The following is a 21,105-nucleotide window of genomic DNA, read 5'->3' as shown; positions in this document are numbered from 1 at the left end:
GAGATGGCACCACTCCGCCCGAAGCGGACAAGAGCGACCAGAACAAGTCCTGGCAGGATCACGCCATTTCTCCAGCCAAGCGATGCCATGATGCCCCCGTGGAGAGATTTTATGGAGATCATCCCCGCAGTCGGCGACGCGGAAAAGCTCAGGACGGAACTCCTCGTCGTCGGCGTGTTCAGCGGCGGCCCCCTGACCAGGTCGGCGCGTCGACTCGACCGGCGGGCGGCGGGCCGTCTGTCCGTGATCCTGAAGCGCGGCGAACTGGACGAAGCTCCCGGCACGACCCTGCTGATCCATCATCTGCCCGGCTCCGTCGCGGCCCGCATCCTGTTGGTCAGCCTCGGCAAGCGAGCGCTCTTCTCCGACCGGGCCTATTGTCGGGCTCTCGCAGCCACCGCCAAGGTCATCGCCGGGAGCGTGGCCTCCGAAGCCGTCGTGACCCTCGCGGAGAGCGAAGTACCCGGACGCTCGCTGAACTGGCGTGTCCAGCAGGCCGCGCAAGTCCTGACCGATGGCGGCTATGCGTTCGTCCTGCCGGAGACGCAGCCCTGCGGCTCAAAGGCGCGAGCCCGCGCAAGGCGCAGCATCATGCTGCTCGTCCCGCAGACCCTGACCTCCGAACTCGTCGGCGCCTTGCGGCGGGGCGTCGCGATCGCGGAGGGCGTCGCGCTGGCGAAAGACCTCGGAAACCTGCCGGGCAACATCTGTACGCCCGCCTACCTGGCCGAGACCGCGCGGGAGATGGGCGAGGAATTCGGCTTCGAGGTCGAGATTCTGGAGCGCCAGGATCTCGAGGCGCTCGGCATGGGGGCCTTCCTGGTGGTCGGCCGGAGCTCCGCCAACCCCTGCAAGCTCATCGTGCTGAAGTCCAACGGCGGCGGGATCGGCAGCAGGCCGGTCGTCCTCGTCGGCAAGGGCATCACCTTCGATATCGGCGGCACCCCACTGACGCCGGGCGCCGACCCCGACGAGATGAAGTTCAACATGAGCGGAGCCGGCAGCGTCCTGGGCGTGATGCGTACCATCGCGCGCCTGGCGGTGCCCATCAACGTCGTCGGCCTGATCGCCGCGGCCGAGAGCATGCCGGTCGGAAGCGCCAGCCGCCCGGGCGACGTGGTGACATCGATGTCGGGCCAGACCATCGAGATCCGCACCCACGAGGCCGAGGGCAGGCTGCTGCTATGCGATGTCCTGACCTATGCCGAGCGCTTCGCACCGGCCTGCGTGATCGATGTCGCGACCCTGACCGAGGCCTGCGTCGTGGCCCTCGGCTCGCATGCGAGCGGCCTGTTCGCCAATGACGACGCCCTCGCCGCCGAGTTGCTGAGGTGCGGGAGCGTGTCCGGGGACCGTGTCTGGCAGCTTCCGATCTGGGACGACTATGTCGGCCAGCTCGGCAGCAGCTTTGCCGATACCAGCAATCTCGGCGGGCGCGCCGCCGGCGCGATCACCGCGGCCTGCTTTCTGGCCCGCTTCGCCACGGCCTATCCTTGGGCCCATCTCGACATTGCCGGCACTGCCTCGATCTCGGGAGCCGCCAAGGCCTCGACCGGTCGCCCCGTGCCGCTGCTCGCCGAGTTCCTCATCAGCCGCGCCGCGGAATCGGCGCCGGCGCTCAGCCGCCCACTCTCCCAACCCCCAACAATGGAACTAAACTCATGAGCGATCTGGTTTTCATCGCCTTCCCGACCGAGCAGAAAGCAGAAGAGGTCCGTCAGAAGGTTCTTTCCCTCCAGCGCGAGTATCTGATCGAGCTCGGCGACGCCGTCGTCGTCGTCAAGGACGACAAGGGCAACGTGAAGCTCAACCAGATGATGAACCTCACCGCGGCGGGCGCGGCCTCGGGCGCCCTCTGGGGCACGCTGATCGGCTTCATCTTCCTGGCACCTCTGGTCGGGACGGCGCTGGGCGCCGCCTCGGGCGCGCTCGGCGGCAAGCTCAGCGATGTCGGCATCAACGACAAGTTCATGAAGGATGCCGCCGGCGCCCTCCAGCCCAACACCGCCGGCCTCTTCCTGCTGATCCGCAAGATGACGACCGACAAGGTCCTCGCCGACCTCAAGGGCGTCGGCGGCACGCTCATCAGCACCTCCTTCGACGAGACCAAGGAAGCGGCTCTGCGCGAGGCGCTGGCGGCTCACGCGACCAGCGAGGCGGCAGCTCCAGCGGCCACATGATGACGGACTGGGGCGTCGGGGCGGAAGCGGAGCGAGCCCAGTGGGCCACCGCAACCGCGCACCTCGACGACTTCCGGCCACTCCTGCCAGCGGAAGAGGACGTCGTCGCCAAGCTTCTGAGCGGGAGCTTCGACCGGCTCGGAGACGGCTCGCGCCCGGTCGAACCCGACCCGGCGCGGCTCGTCCGGGCGCGCTTCCTGCGCTTCCTCCTGCTCGGCGGCGAGGAAGGCTGCCGGCCGCATGAGAAAGGCATCAGGATCAGCGGCGCCTGGATCACGGAAGTGCTCGACCTCGAGGCCTGCCGCATCTTCCGCGACATCGGCCTGAACGACTGCCATTTCGAAGCGGCGCCCATCCTACGGGCCGCGATCATCAACCGCCTGTTCCTCGACGGCTCGCTGCTGCCGGGCCTCCAGGCCGAGCGGCTGGAGGCGCGCGGCGGCGTCTATCTGCGCGGCGCCGAGATCAATGGCGAGGTCAACCTCGTCCAGTCCCGCCTCGGCGGCAATCTCGAATGCGACGGCGCGAGCATCCGTGCCCCCGGCGGCTACGCCCTGCTCGCCCCCAGCCTGGAGGTACGCAACGTGCTGCTGCGCGGCTCGAATCTTCGCGGCGGCATCAACCTGTCGGGCGCGCAGCTCGCAGCCGATTTCGACTGCGCCGGCGCCGTCGTCACCCGCGCCGACGGCGTGGCCATCGAGGCGAGCGAGCTCGAGGCTCGCGGCAGCGTCTTGCTGCGCAGCGCCCGCATCGAGGGCGAGACCCGCCTGACGGCGTCCCGGATCGGCGCCGACATGGACTGCTCGGGCGCGGTTCTCGACAATCCCGGCGAGGCCGCACTGGACATGAGCCGCGCGGTGGTCGAGGGCGCGTTCTTCCTGCGCCGCGAGGCCAAGATCAATGGCATGCTGACGCTGACCGGCGCCTCCGTCGGCACGATCCATGACGAGGCCTCATCATGGCCGAAAACCGGCGATCTGCTGCTCAACCGTTGCCGCTACGGCGCCTTCATCGACGGTCCGGTCGATGCCGACAGCCGACTCGACTGGCTGGCGCGTCAGATGCCCGAACGCTGCGGCGAGGATTTCTGGCCCCAGCCTTATGAACAGCTCGCAGTCGTCTTTCGCGAAATGGGCCATGGCGAGGACGCTCGCGCCGTGCTCGTCGTCAAGGAACGCCTGCAGCGCAAGGCACGGCGAGCACGGGCCGGCAATCCCCTGCTGCGCGGACTTCTGACGGCCGCCGACGGCGTGCTCGGAGTCACGCTTGCCTATGGCCGTCAGCCTCTGCTGGCCTTCGTCTGGCTGATCCTCTTCTGGTTCCTGGGCGTTGTCATCTTCGGCTATGCCGAACATCGGGGCGCCGTGATGCCGAACAGCGCCGTGGTCCTGCGAGCGCCCGAATGGACCCTGTGCGGCATCGACAGATCCGAGCACCGCTCGCTCTTCGCTACCCAGCAGACGAACGGGCTGGCCGAGCCGGGCCAGACCCAGCTCGACTGCTTCCGCCGGCGCTGGGAGGCATCGAGCTACCCGGCCTTCAGCCCCTGGATGTACTCGCTCGATACGCTGTTGCCGGTGCTGGACATGGGACAAAGGACCTTCTGGCGGCCCAACCCATCCAAGCCGGGCGGTCGCATCGCCATCAACTATTTCTACTTCCAGTCGATCGTCGGCTGGGCTCTGAGCCTGCTGGCGGTGGCCGGCTTTTCGGGATTGGTGAAGTCGCCGTGACCCGGCCGCTCGCCTTGCAACCAGGATGAGAACGACATGACCAGCGCTCCCTCAGTTGCCAGCGCGGAGAGAGACCGCCACGGCACCGGCAAACGCGAGCTCCTGACCATCGACCTCGCGCTTCAGGGCGGCGGCGCGCACGGCGCCTTCACCTGGGGCGTGCTCGACCGGATCCTCGAAGAGGACTGGCTCGAGATCAACGCGATCTCCGGCACGTCGGCCGGCGCCATGAACGCCGCCGTGCTGGCTTCCGGCTATGCCAAGGGCGGACGCGAGGGAGCGCGCCAGGCGCTCGAGCTGTTCTGGCGCAAGGTCTCCGACGCCGCCCGGTTCAGCCCGTTCCAGCGCAGCCCGCTCGATGTCCTGCTCGGCCGCTGGACGCTCGACAACTCGCCGCTCTTCGTCACCATGGACATGATGTCCCGGCTCGTCTCGCCCTACAGCCTGAACCCGGGCGGGAGCAATCCGCTGACGGACATTCTGTCCGAGGTCATCGATTTCGGTTCGCTGGCCACTGGGCCGATCCAGCTCTTCGTCACCGCGACCAATGTGCGCACCGGCCGCGGCCGCGTCTTCCGCAACGCCGAGATCACGCCGGACGCCCTGCTGGCCTCCGCCTGCCTGCCGACACTGTTCCAGGCGGTCGAGATCGACGGCGACGGCTACTGGGACGGCGGCTATTCCGGCAACCCGACCATGACGCCGCTGATCCGGGACAGCCACGCGCTCGATACCATCCTGGTGCAGATCAACCCGGTCGAGCGCCCGGGCACGCCGCGCACCGCGCGCGACATCCTCAACCGCCTCAACGAGGTCTCGTTCAACGCCGTGCTGCTGAAGGAACTGCGGATGATGGCGATGCTGCAACAGCAGGCCAATCCCAAGAGCGGTGAATGCGAACGCTGGGCGAAGATGCGCATCCACCGCGTCACCAGCGCGGCGATGGCCGATCTCGGCTATTCTTCCAAGCTCAACGCGGAGTGGGAGTTCCTGACCATGCTCCACGACGAAGGGCGGCACTCGGCCGAAGCGTTCTACCGCGAGCACAAGGACGATCTCGGCAAGCGGTCGACGCTGGACCTCGACGAGTTGACCGAGGGGGTATGACCCCGCGAGACGGCGCGCCACGCTGCGTGTCCACCCGGACTTCGCTCGACCTGCCTGACCAGGGATTCAGATGACAACCGGCAAGATCCAACACGGCGCGCAGATCCTGATCGCGACCATCCTGGCAGTCGCCGCCCTCTCGGTGGCGAGCTCGGTGTTTGCGCCCGTCGCCTTCGCGCTCTTCATCATCGCGCTGGTCTGGCCGTTGCAGAAGGGGCTGCAAAGCGTGCTGCCCAAGCTGCTCGCGCTCGCCATCAGCGTCGTGATCATGGTCGTGGCCTTCGCCGGGTTCGGCTCGCTGATCGTCTGGGCCTTCGGGCGGGTCGGCCGCTGGATCGTCAGCGACGCGGCGCGCTTCCAGCTCTTCTACGACCAGATCACCACCTGGCTGGAGGGGCACGGCATCGCGGTGGCCGGCGTCTGGTCCGAGAACTTCAACATGGGCTGGGTCCTGCGCACGGCGCAGACCCTGACCGGCCGGCTCAACAGCACCATGAGCTTCTGGCTGGTGGTGCTGGTCTACGTCATCCTCGGGCTGCTCGAGGTCGATGATTTCGGGCGCAAGGTGCGCGCGATGCGCAATCGCGAGACCGGCGAGGTCCTGTTCCGGGGAAGTTCGGCCACCGCCGGCAAGATCCGGCGCTACATGCTGGTCCGGACGCTGATGAGCGTCATCACTGGCCTTCTGGTCTGGGGCTTCGCCACGCTGGTCGGCCTGCCGCTCGCGGCGGAATGGGGCTTCATCGCCTTCTCGCTGAACTACATCCCCTTCATCGGACCGCTGGTCGCGACGGTGTTCCCGACCGTGTTCGCGATGACGCAGTTCGGCTCGTGGCAGGCCGTGGTCGCCGTCTTCGCCTGCCTCAATCTGATCCAGTTCATCGTCGGCAGCTATATCGAGCCGCGCGTCGCCGGCAGCGCACTCTCGATCTCGCCCGCGACTGTGCTGTTCTCGGTGTTCTTCTGGAGCTATCTCTGGGGCGTCTTCGGCGCCTTCATCGGCGTGCCGATCACCATCGCCTTCCTGACCTTCTGCGCCCAGCATCCGTCGAGCCTGTGGCTGGCGGAACTTTTTGGCTCACCGGAGAAGGACCCTGAGCCTCTCAAGACGTAAGGTCCGCAGCCGGCTCCGGCGCGATATCGATCCGCTGCGGTGCGAGGAGCGCCAATCCGCCATCCGGCGCCGCAGCCAGCGTATGGATGTAGAAGCTCGTTGGCTGGTCATCCGTCGCTTCCATGACGGGAGACGGGGCCGAGACGATCTTCAGCGGGCCGCAGCGGCCGATCCAGTCGATATGGCGATGCCCGTGCATCGCGACCAGGCGATGGCCCAATGGCTTGAGCTGGCGCACGAAGCGGCTGCCATTGATCAGCGCCGTACCGATCCGCTCCGAGAAGGCCTTCGCCCTCCTGGGGTACTCGACCGGATGATGATGCAGGGCGATGATCCAGCGCGCCTTCGGAAACTGCCTGAGGATCGCGAGCATCGCCTGCATGTCCTCCTCCGCCACCAGCCCGAGCGCATTGGTGAAGGAAAAATGCGTTTCGGCATTCGAGTTGAGCAGCACCACTCCGAGCCCGTCTTCATCGGCCGGTGGCAGCACCATCGGGAAGACATCGGCCCAGATATTGGCCAGCCCTGCCGACAGGCGCAGCGTCCCGGCATCAGCGAAGCTCGCGATGGTCCGGCGATACGGCTCCAGCGCCTCCGATAGCGTGCCGCCGAGCTGTGTCCTGCTTTGGTCGAGAACACGGACACGCTCGCCCTGAACCGCAGCCATTGTGGAGAGCGTCCGCATCTGCCGCAGCCGCTTGCCCGGGCTCGTCGGCAGTTCCAGCCGGGCCGGATTGGCGCGGTCGACGATGTTCACGTCATGATTGCCGGGCAGGATGAAGGTCCGTTCGGACAGCGCGGGATGGCGCGCCAACGCGTCGAGGAACTCGGCCCATTCGGCCGAACGACCGGCATCGGTCATGTCGCCGGTGATCAGGACGAGATCGAGCGGGTCTTTCGCATGGATCTGGCCGAGCGTTTCGAGGACCTGGGCGAGCCGCTCGTTGCCGCGCGGACCGGCCCGGCCGCTCTCGATCCTGAAGCCGTAGCGCTCGCCGACGACATGGATGTCGGAGAGATGGGCGACGCGCCATCTGGCGGCTGAGGGCGGCACCTCGTCGAAGGCCGCCAGATCGCGCGGCTGGTCCATGCTCGCATCGGCCACGCCCCAGGCGAGCGAGGCGATCGCGAAATAGCCTGCCATCAGCACGACGGTATTGGCGAGCGCGGGAACGACCAGTCGCAAGGGCTGGGCGAGGTCCGCGAACTCGCCGGACCAGCGCGTCGATGGCCAGACGAGCGCGGCCAGCCCGGCGGCGGCAGCGCAGGCGCCGAGTCCGGCGCCGAACGCCGTCGCGGCCCGCAACCGGGCGCGCTTGTCCTCGCTGGCCTCCGACGCCAGAAAGCGTTCAGCCAGGTGTCGCAGACCCTCCCGGCACAGGGCATAGCCCGGCTGGACCATCAGCGAATTCAGCGACCAGAAGCTACGCTCAGCGGCTCGAAACAGCGGGCGGACACCATACCAGCCCAAGGCCGCGACCAGCGCGAGGATCAGCAATGGCCCGATGCTCGCGAGCGCGGTGATCCTGTCCGAGACTGACGCGAACCAGGCCGTGACGACCAATGGCGCGAGCCCGAGCAACAGGCCGGGCAGGCCGGCGAGGATTATCCAAGCCAGCGCGAGCTTGGGCAGGTTGATCTCTCCGAGCAGGCTTCCGGCGATGGCGAGCAGGGAGCGCTTCTTGGTGCTGCTGGCATCGTCCTCGGCGTCGCCGGCGCGCGGTTCGATGATCATGGCCGCGGCTCACTGAGCGCGACGCTGACGGTGCTGATCGGCCGAAACTGGCGCCGAACTGTCATGCTTCGCCCCCGCCGCGACGCCCGGACGGCCGAACCGGCCGGCCATGTCCAAGGACATACCGCCGATGCCACGGCCTTGCACGCGCTCGCGGCCGGCGCAACGCGGCCAGGGCCAGATTGGGACGCCAGGCACAGAAGTGGGACAGGTGGTCGATGACCGCCCAAGGGGCGAATGCTACTTTATTATCAGGCAATTAAGACGATTACTCGCCGATCTCATCAACGGTGGATGCCCATGACGCCAGCGATCGGCCCACGACCGCTCTCATCGCTCCTCGCCAGGGGTGTGGGCTTCCTGATCCTCTGGGTCGTCCTGATCGGCACGACGCCGATCAACCTGCTCATTGGCTTGGCCGCCGCAGCCGCCGCGACCTGGGCAAGCGGGCTGCTTTGGCCTGCCCATGGCGGGATCGACGCTCTCGGCCTCCTGCGCTTCGTGCTGCGTTTCCTGCCCCAGTCAATCGTCGCCGGCGTGGACGTGGCGCGCCGTGCGTTCGCGCCTCACCCAATGCTCCAGCCAGGGCTGGTCGCCTGCCGGACGAGCCTCCCAGCCGGGACGGCCCGCCGCGCCATGTGCGCGCTGATGAGCCTCCAGCCCGGCAAGCTGCCGGTCGCGGTCGATCCGGACGGCACGCTCCACATTCACTGCCTCGACCAGCGCGAGCCCATCAAAGAGCAGACCGCAGCGGACGAGGCGGCCTTCTGCGGCATGCTGCGGGACGGAGCCGGCCATGGCTGACATCCTGACCGGCGCAGCACTCTTCATCCTGGCCGTTACGGCGCTCGGTTTGTTCCGGGTGCTGCGCGCCGAATTCGCGGTCGAGCGCATGATGGCCGTGCAATTGCTCGGCACCGGAGGGGCCGCCGCACTCCTGCTTCTCGGAGCAGCCTCCGGGACGGGCGCGATGACCGACGTCGCCCTGCTGCTTATGCTGTTCGCCGCCTTCTCCTGCGCAGCCTTCGCACTCGGCCAGGCGAGCCCCAGCGTCGAAGGGGCCGAACGCAGGGAGGATGGCGCGTGATGGCACCGGCCGACGCCTTCACGCTGCTCTTCGTCACGGCCGGCGCGATCCTGTTTCTCGCCGGCACGCTCGGCCTGCTGCGCTTTCCCGATACGCTGAGCCGCCTGCACGCGCTCAGCAAGGCCGACAATCTCGGGCTCGGCCTGATCGTCATTGGCCTCCTGCCCCAATGCGACAGCGTGACGGCCGGCCTGAAACTGGTCTGCGTCTGGCTGCTGGCGCAACTCTCGGCCGCGACCGCGAGCCAGCTCATCGCCGGCGCCGTGTATCGCCGCAAGTCCGGCCCGTGACCCTGCTGCTCGACCTTGCTCTGGTCGCGTGGCTGCTGGCCTTGGCGCTGCACATCGCCCGCGTCCGCGACGACCGGAACGCCATCGTCGCCTTCATCGGCTTCGGCCTGCTGCTCGGGCTCGGCTGGACGCGGCTCGCGTCGCTCGACGTCGCGTTGACCGAGGCCGCGATCGGCGGCGGCGTCACCGGCGTGCTGCTACTCCGGGCCGAGGCGCATTTGCGCCCGGGCAAGGCCAGCGGCGCCTCAGTGAGCCACGGCGGCAAGACGCTGGCAGCCATCGCCTGCGCGATGGTCGCGGCCGGCCTCGCGCTCGCCGTCCTCGCCTTCCCCTCCCCGGCTCCGACGCTCGCGCCAGCCGCGGCGACGGCTCTGCCCAGCACCGGCCTCGGCAATCCGGTGACGGCGGTCCTGCTCGCCTATCGCGCGCTCGACACCCTGCTGGAAAAGGTCGTCCTCATCCTGGCGCTGATCGGTGTGTGGTCGCTCGCCCCCGACCATCTCTGGGGCGGGGCCCCGAGCCTGCGCCCGGACGTCGTGCCCGAGCCGCTCGCCTATCTCGCGCAGACGCTGCCGCCCTTCGGCGTCCTGATCGCGGTGTACATGTTCTGGGTCGGAGCCGATGCCCCGGGCGGGACCTTCCAGGGAGGCACCGTGCTTGCGGCGATGTGGCTGCTCGTCATGCTGGCCAGGTTGCGTCCTGCCCCCGAGACGCGGCGCAGATCAGTGCGGCTCGTCCTGATCGGCGGGCCGACGCTGTTCCTGGCGATCGGCTTTCTCGGCTTCGCGATGGCCGGCGGCTTCCTCGCCTATCCGGAGAGCATCGCCAAGCCGCTGATCGTCGGCATCGAGGCAGCCCTGACCCTGTCGATCGCCGCGACATTGGGCCTGCTCGTTGCCGGCCCCGCGCAGACGGCGCCCGGTCGATGACTGCCGCATGGCTCGGCCCGGCGACGCTGTTTGGGCTGTGCGGGGCGGCCCTCGTCGGCATCGGCCTGTTCGTGGTGATCACCCATCCCGGCCTCTTGCGCCGGATCGTCGGTTTCAACCTCCTTGGCGCGGGCATCTTCCTCGTCTTCGGCGCGGTTGCCCGGCGCGGGGCCGGCGCCGGCTTCGAGGGCGATCCGGTGCCGCAGGCGATGGTGATCACCGGCATCGTCGTCGCCTTCTCGGCCACGGCCCTCGCCGTCGCGCTGCTGCAACGCCTGTTCGACCTGACCGGGCGCGAGACGCTGGAAGCGCAGCCGGAGCATCTGCCGCGGAGCGAGCCATGACCCCGCTCGCGGCTGCGCCCGCCCATGTCGCGACGCCGGGCGGCTTCCTGCTTGTCCTCGCGGTCATGCTGCCGGTGGTCGCCGTGCTCGCGATGCTGGCCCTCGGCCCGCGCCAGACCGCGCGCATCGCACTGACGACCCTCGCCACCGGCCTGGGCGTCGCCATCGCCATCGTGGTCGAACTGCTGCGGACCGGCGCCGCACTCACCTATGTCGTGGGCGGCTGGCAGCCCCCGCTGGGGCTCGCATTGCGGGCCGACGGGCTCTCGGTGGCGATGCTGGCGATGACGGCCCTGGTCGTCGCGGCCATCGGCTTCTTCGCCCATGCGCAGCATGGGCTCGAACCCACGACGCGCCACGGCCGGGCGCCGACGACGTTCTGGATCCTGCTGATGGCGGTCTGGAGCGCGCTGAACGCGATCTTCGTCGGCGAGGACCTGTTCAACCTCTACGTCGCCCTGGAACTGCTGACCTTCGCTGCGGTGCCGCTCGTCTGCCTCGACGGCCGCGCCGAAACCGTGGCCGCGGCGCTGCGCTACCTGATGTTCGCACTGCTCGGCTCGCTGCTCTACCTGCTCGGCACCGCCCTGCTCTATGGCAGCTTCGGCACGCTCGACATCGGGCTGCTCTCGGAGGCAAGCGCGGAGGGACCGGGCTTCTCGGTGGCGCTGGCGCTGATGATCGCCGGCCTTCTCGCCAAGGCCGCCCTGTTCCCGCTGCATCTCTGGCTGCCGCCCGCCCATGCCGGCGCCCCGGCCGCCGCGAGCGCGGTCCTCTCGGCGCTGGTCATCAAGGCGCCGTTCTTCCTGATCCTGCGGCTCATCCTCGATGTCGCCCCGCCGCAGGCCGCGGCCTATGCCGGGCAGGTCCTCGCCATTCTCGGCGCCGCCTCGATCCTGTTCTGCAGCGTCATGGCGCTGAAGCAGGCGCGGCTGAAGCTGATGATCGCCTACTCCACGGTGGCGCAGATCGGCTATCTCTTCATCGTCTTCCCGCTCGCCGCCGGCAGCGAGACGTTGCCGCCCTGGGGCACGATCGCCTGGACCGGCGGGGCGCTCCAGCTCGTCTCGCACGCGCTCGCCAAGGCCGCCATGTTCCTGGCGGCAGGCGTCATCGCCGAGGCCTTCGGCCATGACCGCATCTCCGATCTCGGCGGCTTCGGCCGGGCGCTCCCGATCAGCGCAGCGGCTTTCGGCCTTGCCGGATTGTCGCTGATGGGGATTCCGCCGAGCGGCGGCTTCGTCGCGAAATGCCTACTGCTGACAGCTGCCGTCATTGGCGGCCACCCCTGGCTCGCCGCCACCATCCTGGCCGGCGGGCTGCTCGCAGGTGGCTATGTCTTCCGTGTCGTCGACCGCGCCCTGGCGACGCCGGCGATCCCGCTCGCCCCGCGCAAGCCGATTCCGCGCCGGCTCGAACTCGCGGCGCTGGTCCTGGCACTGGCGGCCGTCCTGCTCGGCCTCGTGCCGCTCCAGCCGTTCGGATTCCTGCAACTGGGCAGGCCCGACAGTCTGACGGTGATCGCGCCATGACCGCCTCCGGCCTGCTGCTGGCCGCCGCGGTGCTCGTGCCGCTCGCCATGGCGGCTTGCTGCCTGTCCCGCGGCATCCGCGCGCGCGCACCGTTCCTGCTCGCCGCCGCGCCGCTCCCGGCGCTGCTGGCTGCGTTCTTAGTCCCGGACGGCACCTTCGTGTTCTTTCCGGCTCCGTTCCGGATGTCGCTGGTGCTTGATCGGCCCGGCGCCATCCTGCTCGGCGGCGCGGCTCTTCTGTGGAGCGCTGCCGGCGCCTTCGCCTCGCCCTATATGGGCCGGAAGCCGGCGACGGTGCGCTTCGCGGTCTGGTGGCTGCTGACCCTGGCTGGGAGCCTCGGCGTCTTCATCGTCGGCGACGTCGCGAGCTTCTACCTCGTCTACACGCTGGTCAGCCTGGCCGCCTACGGGCTCATCGTCCACGAACAAACGGCGAGCGCACACAGGGCGGGCGTCGTCTATGTCGTCCTCGCCCTGCTCAGCGAAGCCTGCCTGCTGCTGGCCTTCGTCATGCTCGCGGCCAGCCATCCCGACGCCAACCCGCTGATCCGCGACGTCGTCGCGACCTTGCCCGCGTCGCCGATGCGCGACAGTATCATGGCCCTCCTCATCCTCGGCTTCGGGCTGAAGATGGGGCTCGTGCCGCTGCATATCTGGTTGCCGCTGGCCCACCCGGCCGCCCCGATGCCGGCCTCGGCCGTGCTCAGCGGCGTGGTGGTCAAGGCCGGCGTGATCGGCTTGATCCGCTTCCTGCCCTTCGAGACCGGAGTGCCGGTCTGGGGAACCGTGCTGATCGCGGTCGGAATCGTCACGGCCTATTATGGCGTCGCCATTGGCGTGACCCAGACGCGGGCCAAGACCGTCCTCGCCTATTCCACGGTCAGCCAGATGGGCCTGCTCGCCGTGCTGATCGGCACCGGCCTCGAAAACGCCGACACGGGCGCGACGACGCTTGTCGCCTATTACGCGGTGCACCACACGCTGGTGAAGGGCGCACTCTTCCTGGCCGTCGGCATCCTGGCCGCAACCGGCGGTGCGCGCCTGCGCCCCGTCCTGTTGCTGACGGCCATCCTCGCGCTCAGCCTCGGCGGCATGCCGCTGACCAGCGGCGCGCTGGCCAAGCTCGCGACCAAGCCGATGCTCGGCTATGGCGCACTCGGCTACGCCATGACCCTTGCCGGAGTCGGCAGCACGCTCCTGATGCTGCATTTCCTCGCGACGGTCGCCCGTGATGCCAGGCAGAATCCCGAAGCCTCGGCCCCGCCCGGACAGGTCTTGCCCTGGCTCGCAGTCGCGGCAGCTTCGCTGGTCATCCCCTGGTCGCTCTACCCCGCCATTGCCGGCGAGACCGTGCAGAGCCTGTTCCAGGCCGAGGCGCTCTGGAAGCTGCTCTGGCCGATGGCATTGGGTGGGCTCGCGATGATCGCCGTCAGCCGGCTTCCGAAATTGCGGGGAGCCATTCCGGAAGGTGATATCGTCGTGCTCGCAGAGGTTGGGAGTCCGGCCCTCGGCCGCCTGATCCTCGGCATCCAGCAGGCCGACGCCGCCTTGCGTCGATGGCCGGCAGCAGGGCTGTCACTCGTGACAATTGCAGCCCTGCTCGCAGGCGCGCTGATGCTTGGAGCCTGATCCATGTCACGATGCAGCATCCCGGTCTCCGGACGACACGCCGATGCAGGGGCTGAAACGAGCGGCGTCAGGGCCGGCCGCCGCTCCGGACGAAATACAAGCTTCCTCAACACGGGACGACGCGACACGTGAGCCCGATTGAAAGCACCGCGATCATCATCGCCGTCACGATCGCCCTGTTCGCGTGGAACAGGCTGCCGGTGATCGTCGTCGCCTTCGCCGCCGCCCTGTCGCTCTGGGCGGCCGGCGTGGTCACGCTGGAACAGGCGTTGGCAGGCTTCGGCGATCGCGCCGTGCTCTTCATCGCCAGCCTGTTCATCGTCAGCGCGGCGCTCGAAAAGACCGGCGTGACCGCCTGGGCCGGCCAGATCCTCATCGCCAAGGCCGGCGAGAACAACCGCACGCGCCTGCTGATCATCATCATGACGGCCGCCGGCTGCCTGACCGCCCTGATCAGCGGCGGCGGGGCGGTGGCGGCGCTGATGCCGGTCGTGGTCATGGCGGCGATCCGCCTGCGCCAGTCGCCCTCGCAACTGCTGATGCCGCTTGCCTTCTCCGCCCATGCCGGAGCGAACATGCTGCTCACCGGCGCGCCGAAGAACATCCTGGTCTCGGAGGCGCTGGAGGATGCCGGCCTGCCGGGCTTCGGCTTCGCCGAGTTCGCGCTGGTCGGGCTGCCGCTCCTGCTGGGCACGATGGCGATCATCCTGCTGCTCGGCAGGCGCCTGCTACCGGAGCAGAGCAGCGCGCGGCTGCCCGCCGATTTCAGTCGCCACGCCCAGACGCTGGTCGAGCATTACGGACTGGTCGACGGCGTCTTCCGGCTGCGCATCCGCGCCAGCTCCCCCTATGTCGGCATGGCGCCGGCGGATGTGGATTTGGCCGGGTATCCGGGCCTCGAGCTGATGGCGGTGCAGGCCGGGGCCTCCGCAACGCCACTGCGTGCGCCAGCAGTCTCCGAGGGCGACTACCTGCTGGTGAAGGGTGATGCCGAAGCGGCGGCAAAGTTCGCGGCGGAGAAGCACCTCGCCCTGCGCGACGATGCCGCCGACGAAGGGCAGAGCCTGTTCAGCCGTCATTCCGGCCTTGCCGAAGTCGTCATCCCGCCGCGCTCAGCCCTGATCGGCCGCCAGATGTTCCCGGGCATGGTCACCGATAGCGGCGACCTCGTCGTGCTCGCGGTGCAGCGTGCGGGCGCCGACCTCGAACCGAGCGATGTGCTCCAGGCCGGCGACACGATCCTGCTGGAGGGCAGCTGGAAGGCACTCGACCTCCGACTCGACGATCCCGACGTGCTAGTGGTCAACTCGCCCGATCTCGTCAGGCGGCAGGCCGTGCCGATGGGCACCGGCGCCGGTATCGCAGTCGCGGCGCTTGCCGGCCTCGTGCTGATGCTCGCCACCGGCATCGTGCCGCCGGCGGTCGCGGGGCTGACGGCAGCCTGCGCGCTGATCGTCGCGGGTATCGTCTCGGTCGAGCAGTCCTATCGCGCCATCAACTGGACGACCGTGATCCTCGTCGGCGCGATGATGCCGCTCTCGACCGCCATGGTGCAATCGGGCGCGGCCCAGCTCGTCGCCGACCACCTCGTCGCGCTCACGGGTGGCGCCGGTCCGCTCGTCTTTCTCGCCGGGCTCTTCGTGCTGACCGCGAGCCTCGGCCAGATCATGAGCAACACGGCGACGACCATGCTGGTGATCCCGATCGCCATGGCGGCGGCGACCAGCATGGGCGTCTCGCCGCGGCCGATCATGATGAGCCTATGCGTTGCTGGCGCAGCCTCCTTCCTGACCCCGATCGCCACCGCCACCAACCTGATGGTGATGGGCCCGGGCGGCTACAGCTTCAGCAGCTACTGGAAACTCGGCACGCCGCTGATGATCTGGTTCTTCATCATGTCGGTGTTCTACGTGCCGCTGATCTGGCGGTTCTGAGCGAAGTCCGACGCTACTTGCTGGTCGGCACCGCCGTCGATGCCGGCGCCATACCGCGCAACGGCTCGTCGACCCTGTCGATCAGATAGGGAAAGAACGGGTTCGACGACATGCGCAGCAGCGAATCCAGGTTCACGATGAGGGTGCCGCGCTCGCCCCGCGCCGCGACGGCGCCGAGCTTGATGCCAAAGTCCTCGCCCGGATCGGGGTTGAGGCCATAGAGCGCATCGCTGGTCGGAAACGGCAGGGCGACGTGGGAGAGCGAGAACACGTCGAACGGATAGGACAGGCCGAGATCGCGCACCGTCTCCGCGCTCGCGCCAGCCTCCGTCACCCGTTCGACCATGGCGCTGGAATCAGCGCTGGCATTGGTGATGACCGCAACCCGGAAATTGCGCGGTGGCGCCGGCAGGATGCGGGTCAGCAGCGTGTCGGAGGCCGAGCTGAGCAGCGGCCCGAACTTGGTCGAGCGATTCAGGTCGAACAGCACGAGCTCACTGCCATTGGCGGGAAGATGCGCATAGAGCGAGGTGATGATGGCCCGCGTGCTCACGGTGAAATCCATCACCGACTGGAAGGTGATGAGCGGCGCCAGGTCCTTCAACCGGTCAGCACGCGCCAGCTGCAAAATCTTCTGCTGCAAGGCATTGGTCAGCAGATGCGACTGCCGCGCGCCATTGACCGGAAACGAATTGTACTTGAACGGGTTGAACTCCGGCAGGACGCTCAGCCAGGCCGCCTTGGCAAAGCGCGGCAGGAACGCGGGCAGCGCCGCAAGCCCGGCGAAGCGCGCAAAGGCGGTAATGCCGACCATCGGTGAGATCAGCACGATGCGGTCCGGCCGCGCCAGCTCAGGGTTCTCGATCGCGTCGAGCGCATACATCAGTGCGAGCGCCCCGCCATTCGAGAAGCCGACCAGATGCAGCGGCACGTCGGGAGCGACACGCCGCCTCGCCTCTCGCACGGCCAGGCGCGTCGCCGCAAGCCAATCCTCCCATTCGACCTCGCTGAGGCCGGCCGGGACCGTGCCATGGCCGGGCAGGCGGATCGCGATGGCGAGGAAGCCGCGATCGCGATATTGCCGGGCGACATGGCGCAGGCTGTAGGGCGAATCCGTCAACCCGTGCAGGAAGACCGCAACGCCGACCGGCTTGCCCTGCGGCTCCATGACGTAGGACCGGTTCCAGTCCTGCTTGAAATGGCCGGGATAGATCGCGCTGCCATCGAAATAGCGATTGACCGGGATGCGCTCGTCCGGCGCCAGCTTCTGCGTGACCTCGGCCCGGACGCTGGCAAACGCGGCATCCTCCGCCTTCAGGTAGTCGGCCCAACTGCCGCGATCGAGCTCGGCGAGCGAGAGCTCCTGCGGGACGAAGGTATGCCAGGGCTCGAGCGGCGCACCGCGCTGGGTGTCGTAGATGCGCAATCCGAACAGGGAGAGCGCGACGATCACGAGAACCGCAGCGCCTCGCCTCAGCGTCTTGCCGATGAAACCACGCATCCTGTCGCCCTTCGGGAATCTCGTCTTCGCCCTCAGGCGGCGGCCCTGCGGGCGGCCAGCACGATCGCGATATAGGCCCAGCCGGCGAAGACGAGCGAGATGCCGACGAGCGTGCCGGGCGCATAGACCCCGTCATAGGGCAGCCGCAGCGCCAGCGCCGCGCCGACCACGATCGAGACGATGCCGGACAGGAACATCCAGACCACGCCGCGCCGCGCGCGCATCCTGAAGGCGAGCCCGAGCTGGGCGAGCCCCTCCGCCATCAGCACGAGCGCGATGACGATGGCGATGGCGACCGCACCCTTCATCGGGTTGAAGTAGACGAGCAGGCCACCGAGCAATTCGATCATTCCGACCAGCAATTGCCAGACGAAGCCGCCCCATTCCTTCATCAGGAAGGACTGGACGATCTTCACGATGCCGCCCACCGCCAGGACCAGTCCGAGGAACAAGGTGACGGCCATGGTCGAGATGGCAGGGCTCGCGATCGCGACGCCCCCGCAAATGATCAGGATGATCCCCAGCGCGATCATCTTGCCCGACAGCGCCCGGACAAGGCCGTGACCGGGCAGGTCTCCAGTTGATTGGGACAAGGTCTTGGCCATGGGTCCTGTATCCCCCGAGCTCCGCGTCCAGGCCGCACGTGCCGGCTGCCAGGCCGGAGACGCCTGAGAACGACCGGCGACCGTAGACACGCTTAGTTATGCCGGTCCTGATGAGGAGGCGGATGAGCAGGGAATCCCAAAGTTAGTCAGGGCATCCCGTTTTCTCGATTCCGGGTGAGGCGCCGGTCTGGTTTACCGACGCTAGTGCCGCCGTCTCGCCCCCCTCACTCCCACTCGATTGTTCGCTCTACAGTTAGCACATTGAAATTGCTGGTGTAAAAAATTTCGCGCCCGAAGACTACCGTCACCCGTACCGTCTCGAAAAGCTCGCTGTTGATTTCATTGGCAAATTTCGGCGTTTCCAGGAAACGCACCCTTCGCCATCTATCGACAGCATCGGACATTTTAAGCCGGCATCAGAGCCCAAAAGATTTCAGCTATATGCGGCCTTCCCAACGGCCTGAGCGAGCCAGGTTGGCAACTGCGGTACGGCCGCTACGAGTTCGCTGAAGTCGGTCGACGAAAGCCTGCGCTTCAATATCTTCAAAGCGGCGTCCGCATTCTCCGACCCCAGCCAGCCCAGCGCTCGGATCGCGCTGCCAGCCGGCCGATCCTCGAGAACCAGTTGCCATTTCGGCGCTTTTCGAAGCTCGACGACCTGCTTGCCAAAACTCATGCTCCGGGAACGACCCGAGGTCAGATAGACCAATCGAACAGGCACCTGGGTTGTGAGGCGAAGGCTGTTAGCCGCAGCAGCTCCACTCGGAACGACGACCTCGCCCCGCAGTCTGGCAAACGCCTGGACCGCCTGCTCGACCGACGGGGCCCTTGTGCCGAACCGACCTGTGACCGGACAAACATACACACCGCGCCCTGCCCGGATCAGCCGGCCCCGTTCGGCAAGGCGCGACAATGCCTGATCAATCGCCGCGCGATTGCCGAGATGGAGCAGCCCCTTTGCGGACACGGCGGCACCTTCGGGCAAGCCGCCCGCATGTGCCATGATCCGTTCTGCCAGTCCCTGCATCACGTCCTCGCCGTCAGAAATCTATGCAGTTTTCTGACACTTCTCAATCGCCAAAGCGCCACGTCGGCGATTAAGTTCGACCCGTCCCGCCATCCAGTCGTGTTTCCGACCAAAGCTGGACGCTCAACGTTCGGCACGCCTGTCCTGTCATCTCAATCCAAGATGGAGATGACCATGACCAGAACTCCCAATCGCCTTCCTATCTTGATGGCGCCATACGAGGACGGCAAACCTACCGAACTGCCCGAACATGCCGGCCCACCCACCGTGCTGACCGGGCTGACCCGGACGGCCCGCCGACATGAGCTGCGCATGATCGTTCCTCTGGCGGATTCGACGATTTACGACATGGAGGTCAGAGGCGAATTCCCGCGCCGCTTCTATCTCACGCCACGAAGCGTGGTGTGGGACCTCGGCGAGGTGGAGGCTTGGCTGAGACAGCGTCGTGCGGACAGTGATGCCGGCCGCATCAGGAAAGCGCCATCGCCTGACGTCCGCCTGCGCAAGACGCGCCCGGTGAGGGAGCGCTGAGCCCAGCGCATTGGCGGAGCCATCGCGCCGAACGGCGCGATGGCTTTCCGACGGCGAGTAGCTGCTGATCTCTCCTATCATGAGCGAGGCCCCGCTAGAATTCTTAAGGCAAACACGCTATATGACTATCTATATGGTCAGGAGCATGACATGGATGCGATCAATCTGGCGGACGCCAAAGCCCATCTGAGCGAGTTGGTCGACCGGGTCGAAGCGGGCGATTCGATCGACATCACTCGCCGCGGCAAACCGGTCGCGCGGCTCACCGCCGTGGCGAGGCCGCGCAAGCCGATCGATGCCGCATTGCTACAATCGCTGACGGAGGCGATGCCGCCACAGTCCCAGAGCGCCGCCGATCTCGTGCGCTCGATGCGGGATGGCGATCGCTACTGATGCTCTATCTCGACACGTCGCTGATCGTCGCGGCGCTCTCCAACGAAGCGATGACGCCGCGCGTTCAGGCCTGGCTGGCGGAGCAAGACCCGGCGCAGCTCCTGATCAGCGACTGGACCGTCACCGAGATGTCCTCGGCCATGGCGATCAAACTGCGGACCGGACAGATCAGCCTAGAGCAGCGAGCGGCGGCGCTCGCCACGTTCAACAAGCTCGTCGCCGAGAGCTTCACGATGCTAGGCGTGACAGGCGGGCAGTTCCGGGCGGCGGCCAGGTTTGCCGATCAGCATGCACTTGGGCTTCGTGCTGGGGATGCATTGCACCTCGCCATCGCCTCGGAGCATGGCGCCACGGTGCATACGCTCGATCAGCGGCTCGCCGATGCCGGGCCAGCGCTTGGCGTGCCAGCGCAGTTGCTGGCGTGATCCGGGCCTTCTCCAGCTTGGCCGGCCCGCTCGGGAGCCGCCATGGCCGGTGACTGGCCCGACGAGCAGAACGACGCAATCGTGGCGGACTATTTCGTGATGCTCGCGAACGACATCGTCGGGCGGCCCTACAGCAAGGCCAAGCACAACCGCTTCCTGCAGGCAGTGATCGGCCGCCCGCGCGGGTCGATCGAATATAAGCATCAGAACATCAGTGCTGTGCTCAAAGGTCTCGGTGAGGACTGGATTCCCGGCTACAAGCCCGCCTTTAATTTCCAGGCCTCGCTCGTCGATGCGGTGGTGCGATGGCTCGATCGCCATCCGGATTGGCTCGCCCCCACCGCGCGAATGGCAATGGGGCCGTCGCCAGCAGTGCTTCGGGAAGAAGCCATGCTGTGGATCGGCCCGCCGCCGACGCACAGCAATGCGCCGCCGCCTGACGAGCTCCAGCAGATGACCGCCATCGCCCGCAAATACGATGTCGCCGAGCGTGATGCCCGCAATCGAGCATTGGGCCGCGCAGGCGAAGAGCGCGTCCTTGCCCACGAGCGTGCCAGCCTGCTCGCTGTCGGTCGGACCGATCTTGCCGAGCGCATCCGCTGGGTGTCGCACGTCGATGGTGATGGTGCCGGCTATGACATCTTGAGCTTCGAAACCGACGGCAGCGATCGGCTGATCGAGGTGAAAACGACCAATGGCTGGGAGCTCACACCGTTTCACATCACGCGCAATGAACTGGCCGTTGCCGAGGAGCGTCGTGACGATTGGCGACTGGTGCGGTTGTGGAATTTCGCACGAGAGCCGCAGGCGTTCGAACTGCGGCCGCCGTTGGAGGCCCATGTGTCGCTGATGGCCACTAGGTTGCGTGGACACTTATCGTAGCCACAGGATGATTGCTGCGAGGGTGATCACGGCGAGGTAGTTCCTTGCGGTCTTCTCGAAGCGGGTTGCGACCCTTCGGAACTGTTTGAGCTTGCTGAAGCAGCATTCGACGAGGTGGCGCTGGGCGT

The 21,105-nt window shown here is 67.5% G+C and carries 23 protein-coding genes; 17 read left to right on the top strand and 6 right to left on the bottom strand.

All coding sequences use genetic code 11. From position 1 onward, the window contains the following. The first annotated feature begins 111 nt into the window (after window positions 1–111). From DWF00_RS02845 to DWF00_RS02825, 5 genes are all read left to right on the top strand, one after another. The gene (locus DWF00_RS02845; RefSeq protein ID WP_114829910.1) at window positions 112–1,665 is read left to right on the top strand and encodes a leucyl aminopeptidase; all 1,554 of its coding nucleotides are present in this window, start codon (window positions 112–114) and stop codon (window positions 1,663–1,665) included. Beyond that, window positions 1,662–2,180, top strand: coding sequence for a DUF1269 domain-containing protein (locus DWF00_RS02840; protein ID WP_114829909.1), 519 nt, complete (start codon window positions 1,662–1,664; stop codon window positions 2,178–2,180). The genes DWF00_RS02845 and DWF00_RS02840 overlap by 4 nt, the downstream gene beginning before the upstream one ends. After that, entirely contained in the window at window positions 2,177–3,913 is a 1,737-nt protein-coding gene (locus DWF00_RS02835) for a hypothetical protein (RefSeq protein WP_114829908.1), read from the top strand. Before DWF00_RS02840 ends, DWF00_RS02835 begins: the two co-directional genes overlap by 4 nt. Window positions 3,914–3,949: 36 nt before the next feature. Then, complete coding sequence (locus DWF00_RS02830; RefSeq protein ID WP_114829907.1) at window positions 3,950–5,020, top strand: patatin-like phospholipase family protein; 1,071 nt, start codon at window positions 3,950–3,952, stop codon at window positions 5,018–5,020. 70 nt (window positions 5,021–5,090) lie between these two features. Then, complete coding sequence (locus tag DWF00_RS02825; RefSeq protein WP_114829906.1) at window positions 5,091–6,134, top strand: AI-2E family transporter; 1,044 nt, start codon at window positions 5,091–5,093, stop codon at window positions 6,132–6,134. Here DWF00_RS02825 and DWF00_RS02820 read toward each other — a convergent pair. Continuing rightward, entirely contained in the window at window positions 6,124–7,869 is a 1,746-nt protein-coding gene (locus DWF00_RS02820; RefSeq protein WP_114829905.1) for a metallophosphoesterase family protein, read from the bottom strand. The two genes, DWF00_RS02825 and DWF00_RS02820, sit on opposite strands and share 11 nt — an antisense overlap. A 300-nt stretch (window positions 7,870–8,169) precedes the next feature. Here DWF00_RS02820 and DWF00_RS02815 point away from each other — a divergent pair, with 300 nt between their 5' ends. The 8 genes from DWF00_RS02815 to DWF00_RS02780 all read left to right on the top strand — a co-directional run bounded on the left by DWF00_RS02815 (window position 8,170) and on the right by DWF00_RS02780 (window position 15,613). Continuing rightward, window positions 8,170–8,673 (top strand): Na+/H+ antiporter subunit E, encoded by a 504-nt coding sequence (locus tag DWF00_RS02815; RefSeq protein ID WP_181832699.1) that lies wholly within the window; start codon window positions 8,170–8,172, stop codon window positions 8,671–8,673. Then, window positions 8,666–8,956 carry a monovalent cation/H+ antiporter complex subunit F gene (locus DWF00_RS02810; RefSeq protein WP_114829903.1) on the top strand — a complete coding sequence of 97 codons (291 nt, stop codon included), beginning with the start codon at window positions 8,666–8,668 and terminating at the stop codon, window positions 8,954–8,956. The genes DWF00_RS02815 and DWF00_RS02810 overlap by 8 nt, the downstream gene beginning before the upstream one ends. Beyond that, a complete protein-coding gene (locus DWF00_RS02805; RefSeq protein WP_114829902.1) occupies window positions 8,956–9,246 on the top strand; it encodes a cation:proton antiporter in 291 nt (96 codons plus the stop codon). The genes DWF00_RS02810 and DWF00_RS02805 overlap by 1 nt, the downstream gene beginning before the upstream one ends. Next, window positions 9,243–10,175: an MnhB domain-containing protein gene (locus DWF00_RS02800; protein ID WP_114829901.1), complete on the top strand. Its 933-nt coding sequence runs from the start codon at window positions 9,243–9,245 to the stop codon at window positions 10,173–10,175. Before DWF00_RS02805 ends, DWF00_RS02800 begins: the two co-directional genes overlap by 4 nt. Further along, entirely contained in the window at window positions 10,172–10,519 is a 348-nt protein-coding gene (locus DWF00_RS02795; protein WP_114829900.1) for an NADH-quinone oxidoreductase subunit K, read from the top strand. The genes DWF00_RS02800 and DWF00_RS02795 overlap by 4 nt, the downstream gene beginning before the upstream one ends. Continuing rightward, window positions 10,516–12,051 carry a complex I subunit 5 family protein gene (locus DWF00_RS02790; protein WP_114829899.1) on the top strand — a complete coding sequence of 512 codons (1,536 nt, stop codon included), beginning with the start codon at window positions 10,516–10,518 and terminating at the stop codon, window positions 12,049–12,051. Before DWF00_RS02795 ends, DWF00_RS02790 begins: the two co-directional genes overlap by 4 nt. Next, window positions 12,048–13,679 carry a complex I subunit 5 family protein gene (locus DWF00_RS02785; protein WP_114829898.1) on the top strand — a complete coding sequence of 544 codons (1,632 nt, stop codon included), beginning with the start codon at window positions 12,048–12,050 and terminating at the stop codon, window positions 13,677–13,679. Before DWF00_RS02790 ends, DWF00_RS02785 begins: the two co-directional genes overlap by 4 nt. A 128-nt stretch (window positions 13,680–13,807) precedes the next feature. Then, window positions 13,808–15,613 carry an SLC13 family permease gene (locus DWF00_RS02780; protein ID WP_114829897.1) on the top strand — a complete coding sequence of 602 codons (1,806 nt, stop codon included), beginning with the start codon at window positions 13,808–13,810 and terminating at the stop codon, window positions 15,611–15,613. 13 nt (window positions 15,614–15,626) lie between these two features. Here DWF00_RS02780 and DWF00_RS02775 read toward each other — a convergent pair whose 3' ends face one another. From DWF00_RS02775 to DWF00_RS02765, 4 genes are all read right to left on the bottom strand, one after another. Continuing rightward, window positions 15,627–17,114 (bottom strand): alpha/beta hydrolase, encoded by a 1,488-nt coding sequence (locus tag DWF00_RS02775; protein ID WP_114829896.1) that lies wholly within the window; start codon window positions 17,112–17,114, stop codon window positions 15,627–15,629. Window positions 17,115–17,146: 32 nt separating this feature from the next. Then, complete coding sequence (locus DWF00_RS02770) at window positions 17,147–17,719, bottom strand: HdeD family acid-resistance protein (RefSeq protein WP_114829895.1); 573 nt, start codon at window positions 17,717–17,719, stop codon at window positions 17,147–17,149. 224 nt (window positions 17,720–17,943) lie between these two features. After that, on the bottom strand, window positions 17,944–18,123 hold the full coding sequence (locus DWF00_RS28965; protein ID WP_147283718.1) for a hypothetical protein: 180 nt from the start codon (window positions 18,121–18,123) through the stop codon (window positions 17,944–17,946). A 29-nt stretch (window positions 18,124–18,152) separates the two neighbouring features. Beyond that, window positions 18,153–18,746 carry a DUF6088 family protein gene (locus DWF00_RS02765; RefSeq protein WP_114829894.1) on the bottom strand — a complete coding sequence of 198 codons (594 nt, stop codon included), beginning with the start codon at window positions 18,744–18,746 and terminating at the stop codon, window positions 18,153–18,155. A 174-nt stretch (window positions 18,747–18,920) separates the two neighbouring features. Here DWF00_RS02765 and DWF00_RS02760 point away from each other — a divergent pair, with 174 nt between their 5' ends. The 4 genes from DWF00_RS02760 to DWF00_RS02745 all read left to right on the top strand — a co-directional run bounded on the left by DWF00_RS02760 (window position 18,921) and on the right by DWF00_RS02745 (window position 20,977). Next, the gene (locus DWF00_RS02760) at window positions 18,921–19,277 is read left to right on the top strand and encodes a helix-turn-helix transcriptional regulator (protein ID WP_425453045.1); all 357 of its coding nucleotides are present in this window, start codon (window positions 18,921–18,923) and stop codon (window positions 19,275–19,277) included. A 150-nt stretch (window positions 19,278–19,427) separates the two neighbouring features. After that, window positions 19,428–19,670 (top strand): type II toxin-antitoxin system Phd/YefM family antitoxin, encoded by a 243-nt coding sequence (locus DWF00_RS02755; protein ID WP_114829893.1) that lies wholly within the window; start codon window positions 19,428–19,430, stop codon window positions 19,668–19,670. After that, window positions 19,670–20,095: a type II toxin-antitoxin system VapC family toxin gene (locus tag DWF00_RS02750; protein WP_114829892.1), complete on the top strand. Its 426-nt coding sequence runs from the start codon at window positions 19,670–19,672 to the stop codon at window positions 20,093–20,095. The genes DWF00_RS02755 and DWF00_RS02750 overlap by 1 nt, the downstream gene beginning before the upstream one ends. A gap of 42 nt (window positions 20,096–20,137) precedes the next feature. Beyond that, entirely contained in the window at window positions 20,138–20,977 is an 840-nt protein-coding gene (locus DWF00_RS02745; RefSeq protein ID WP_114829891.1) for a protein NO VEIN domain-containing protein, read from the top strand. On the opposite strand, the gene DWF00_RS02740 is transcribed toward DWF00_RS02745, so the two are convergent. After that, on the bottom strand, window positions 20,969–21,105 hold a 137-nt coding region (locus DWF00_RS02740; RefSeq protein WP_147283717.1), incomplete at its 5' end, for a transposase. The two genes, DWF00_RS02745 and DWF00_RS02740, sit on opposite strands and share 9 nt — an antisense overlap.

The sequence above is a fragment of the Allobosea caraganae genome, assembly GCF_003351345.1.
Lineage (GTDB): Bacteria > Pseudomonadota > Alphaproteobacteria > Rhizobiales > Beijerinckiaceae > Allobosea > Allobosea caraganae.
This window is presented reverse-complemented; position numbering and strand designations above follow the sequence as displayed.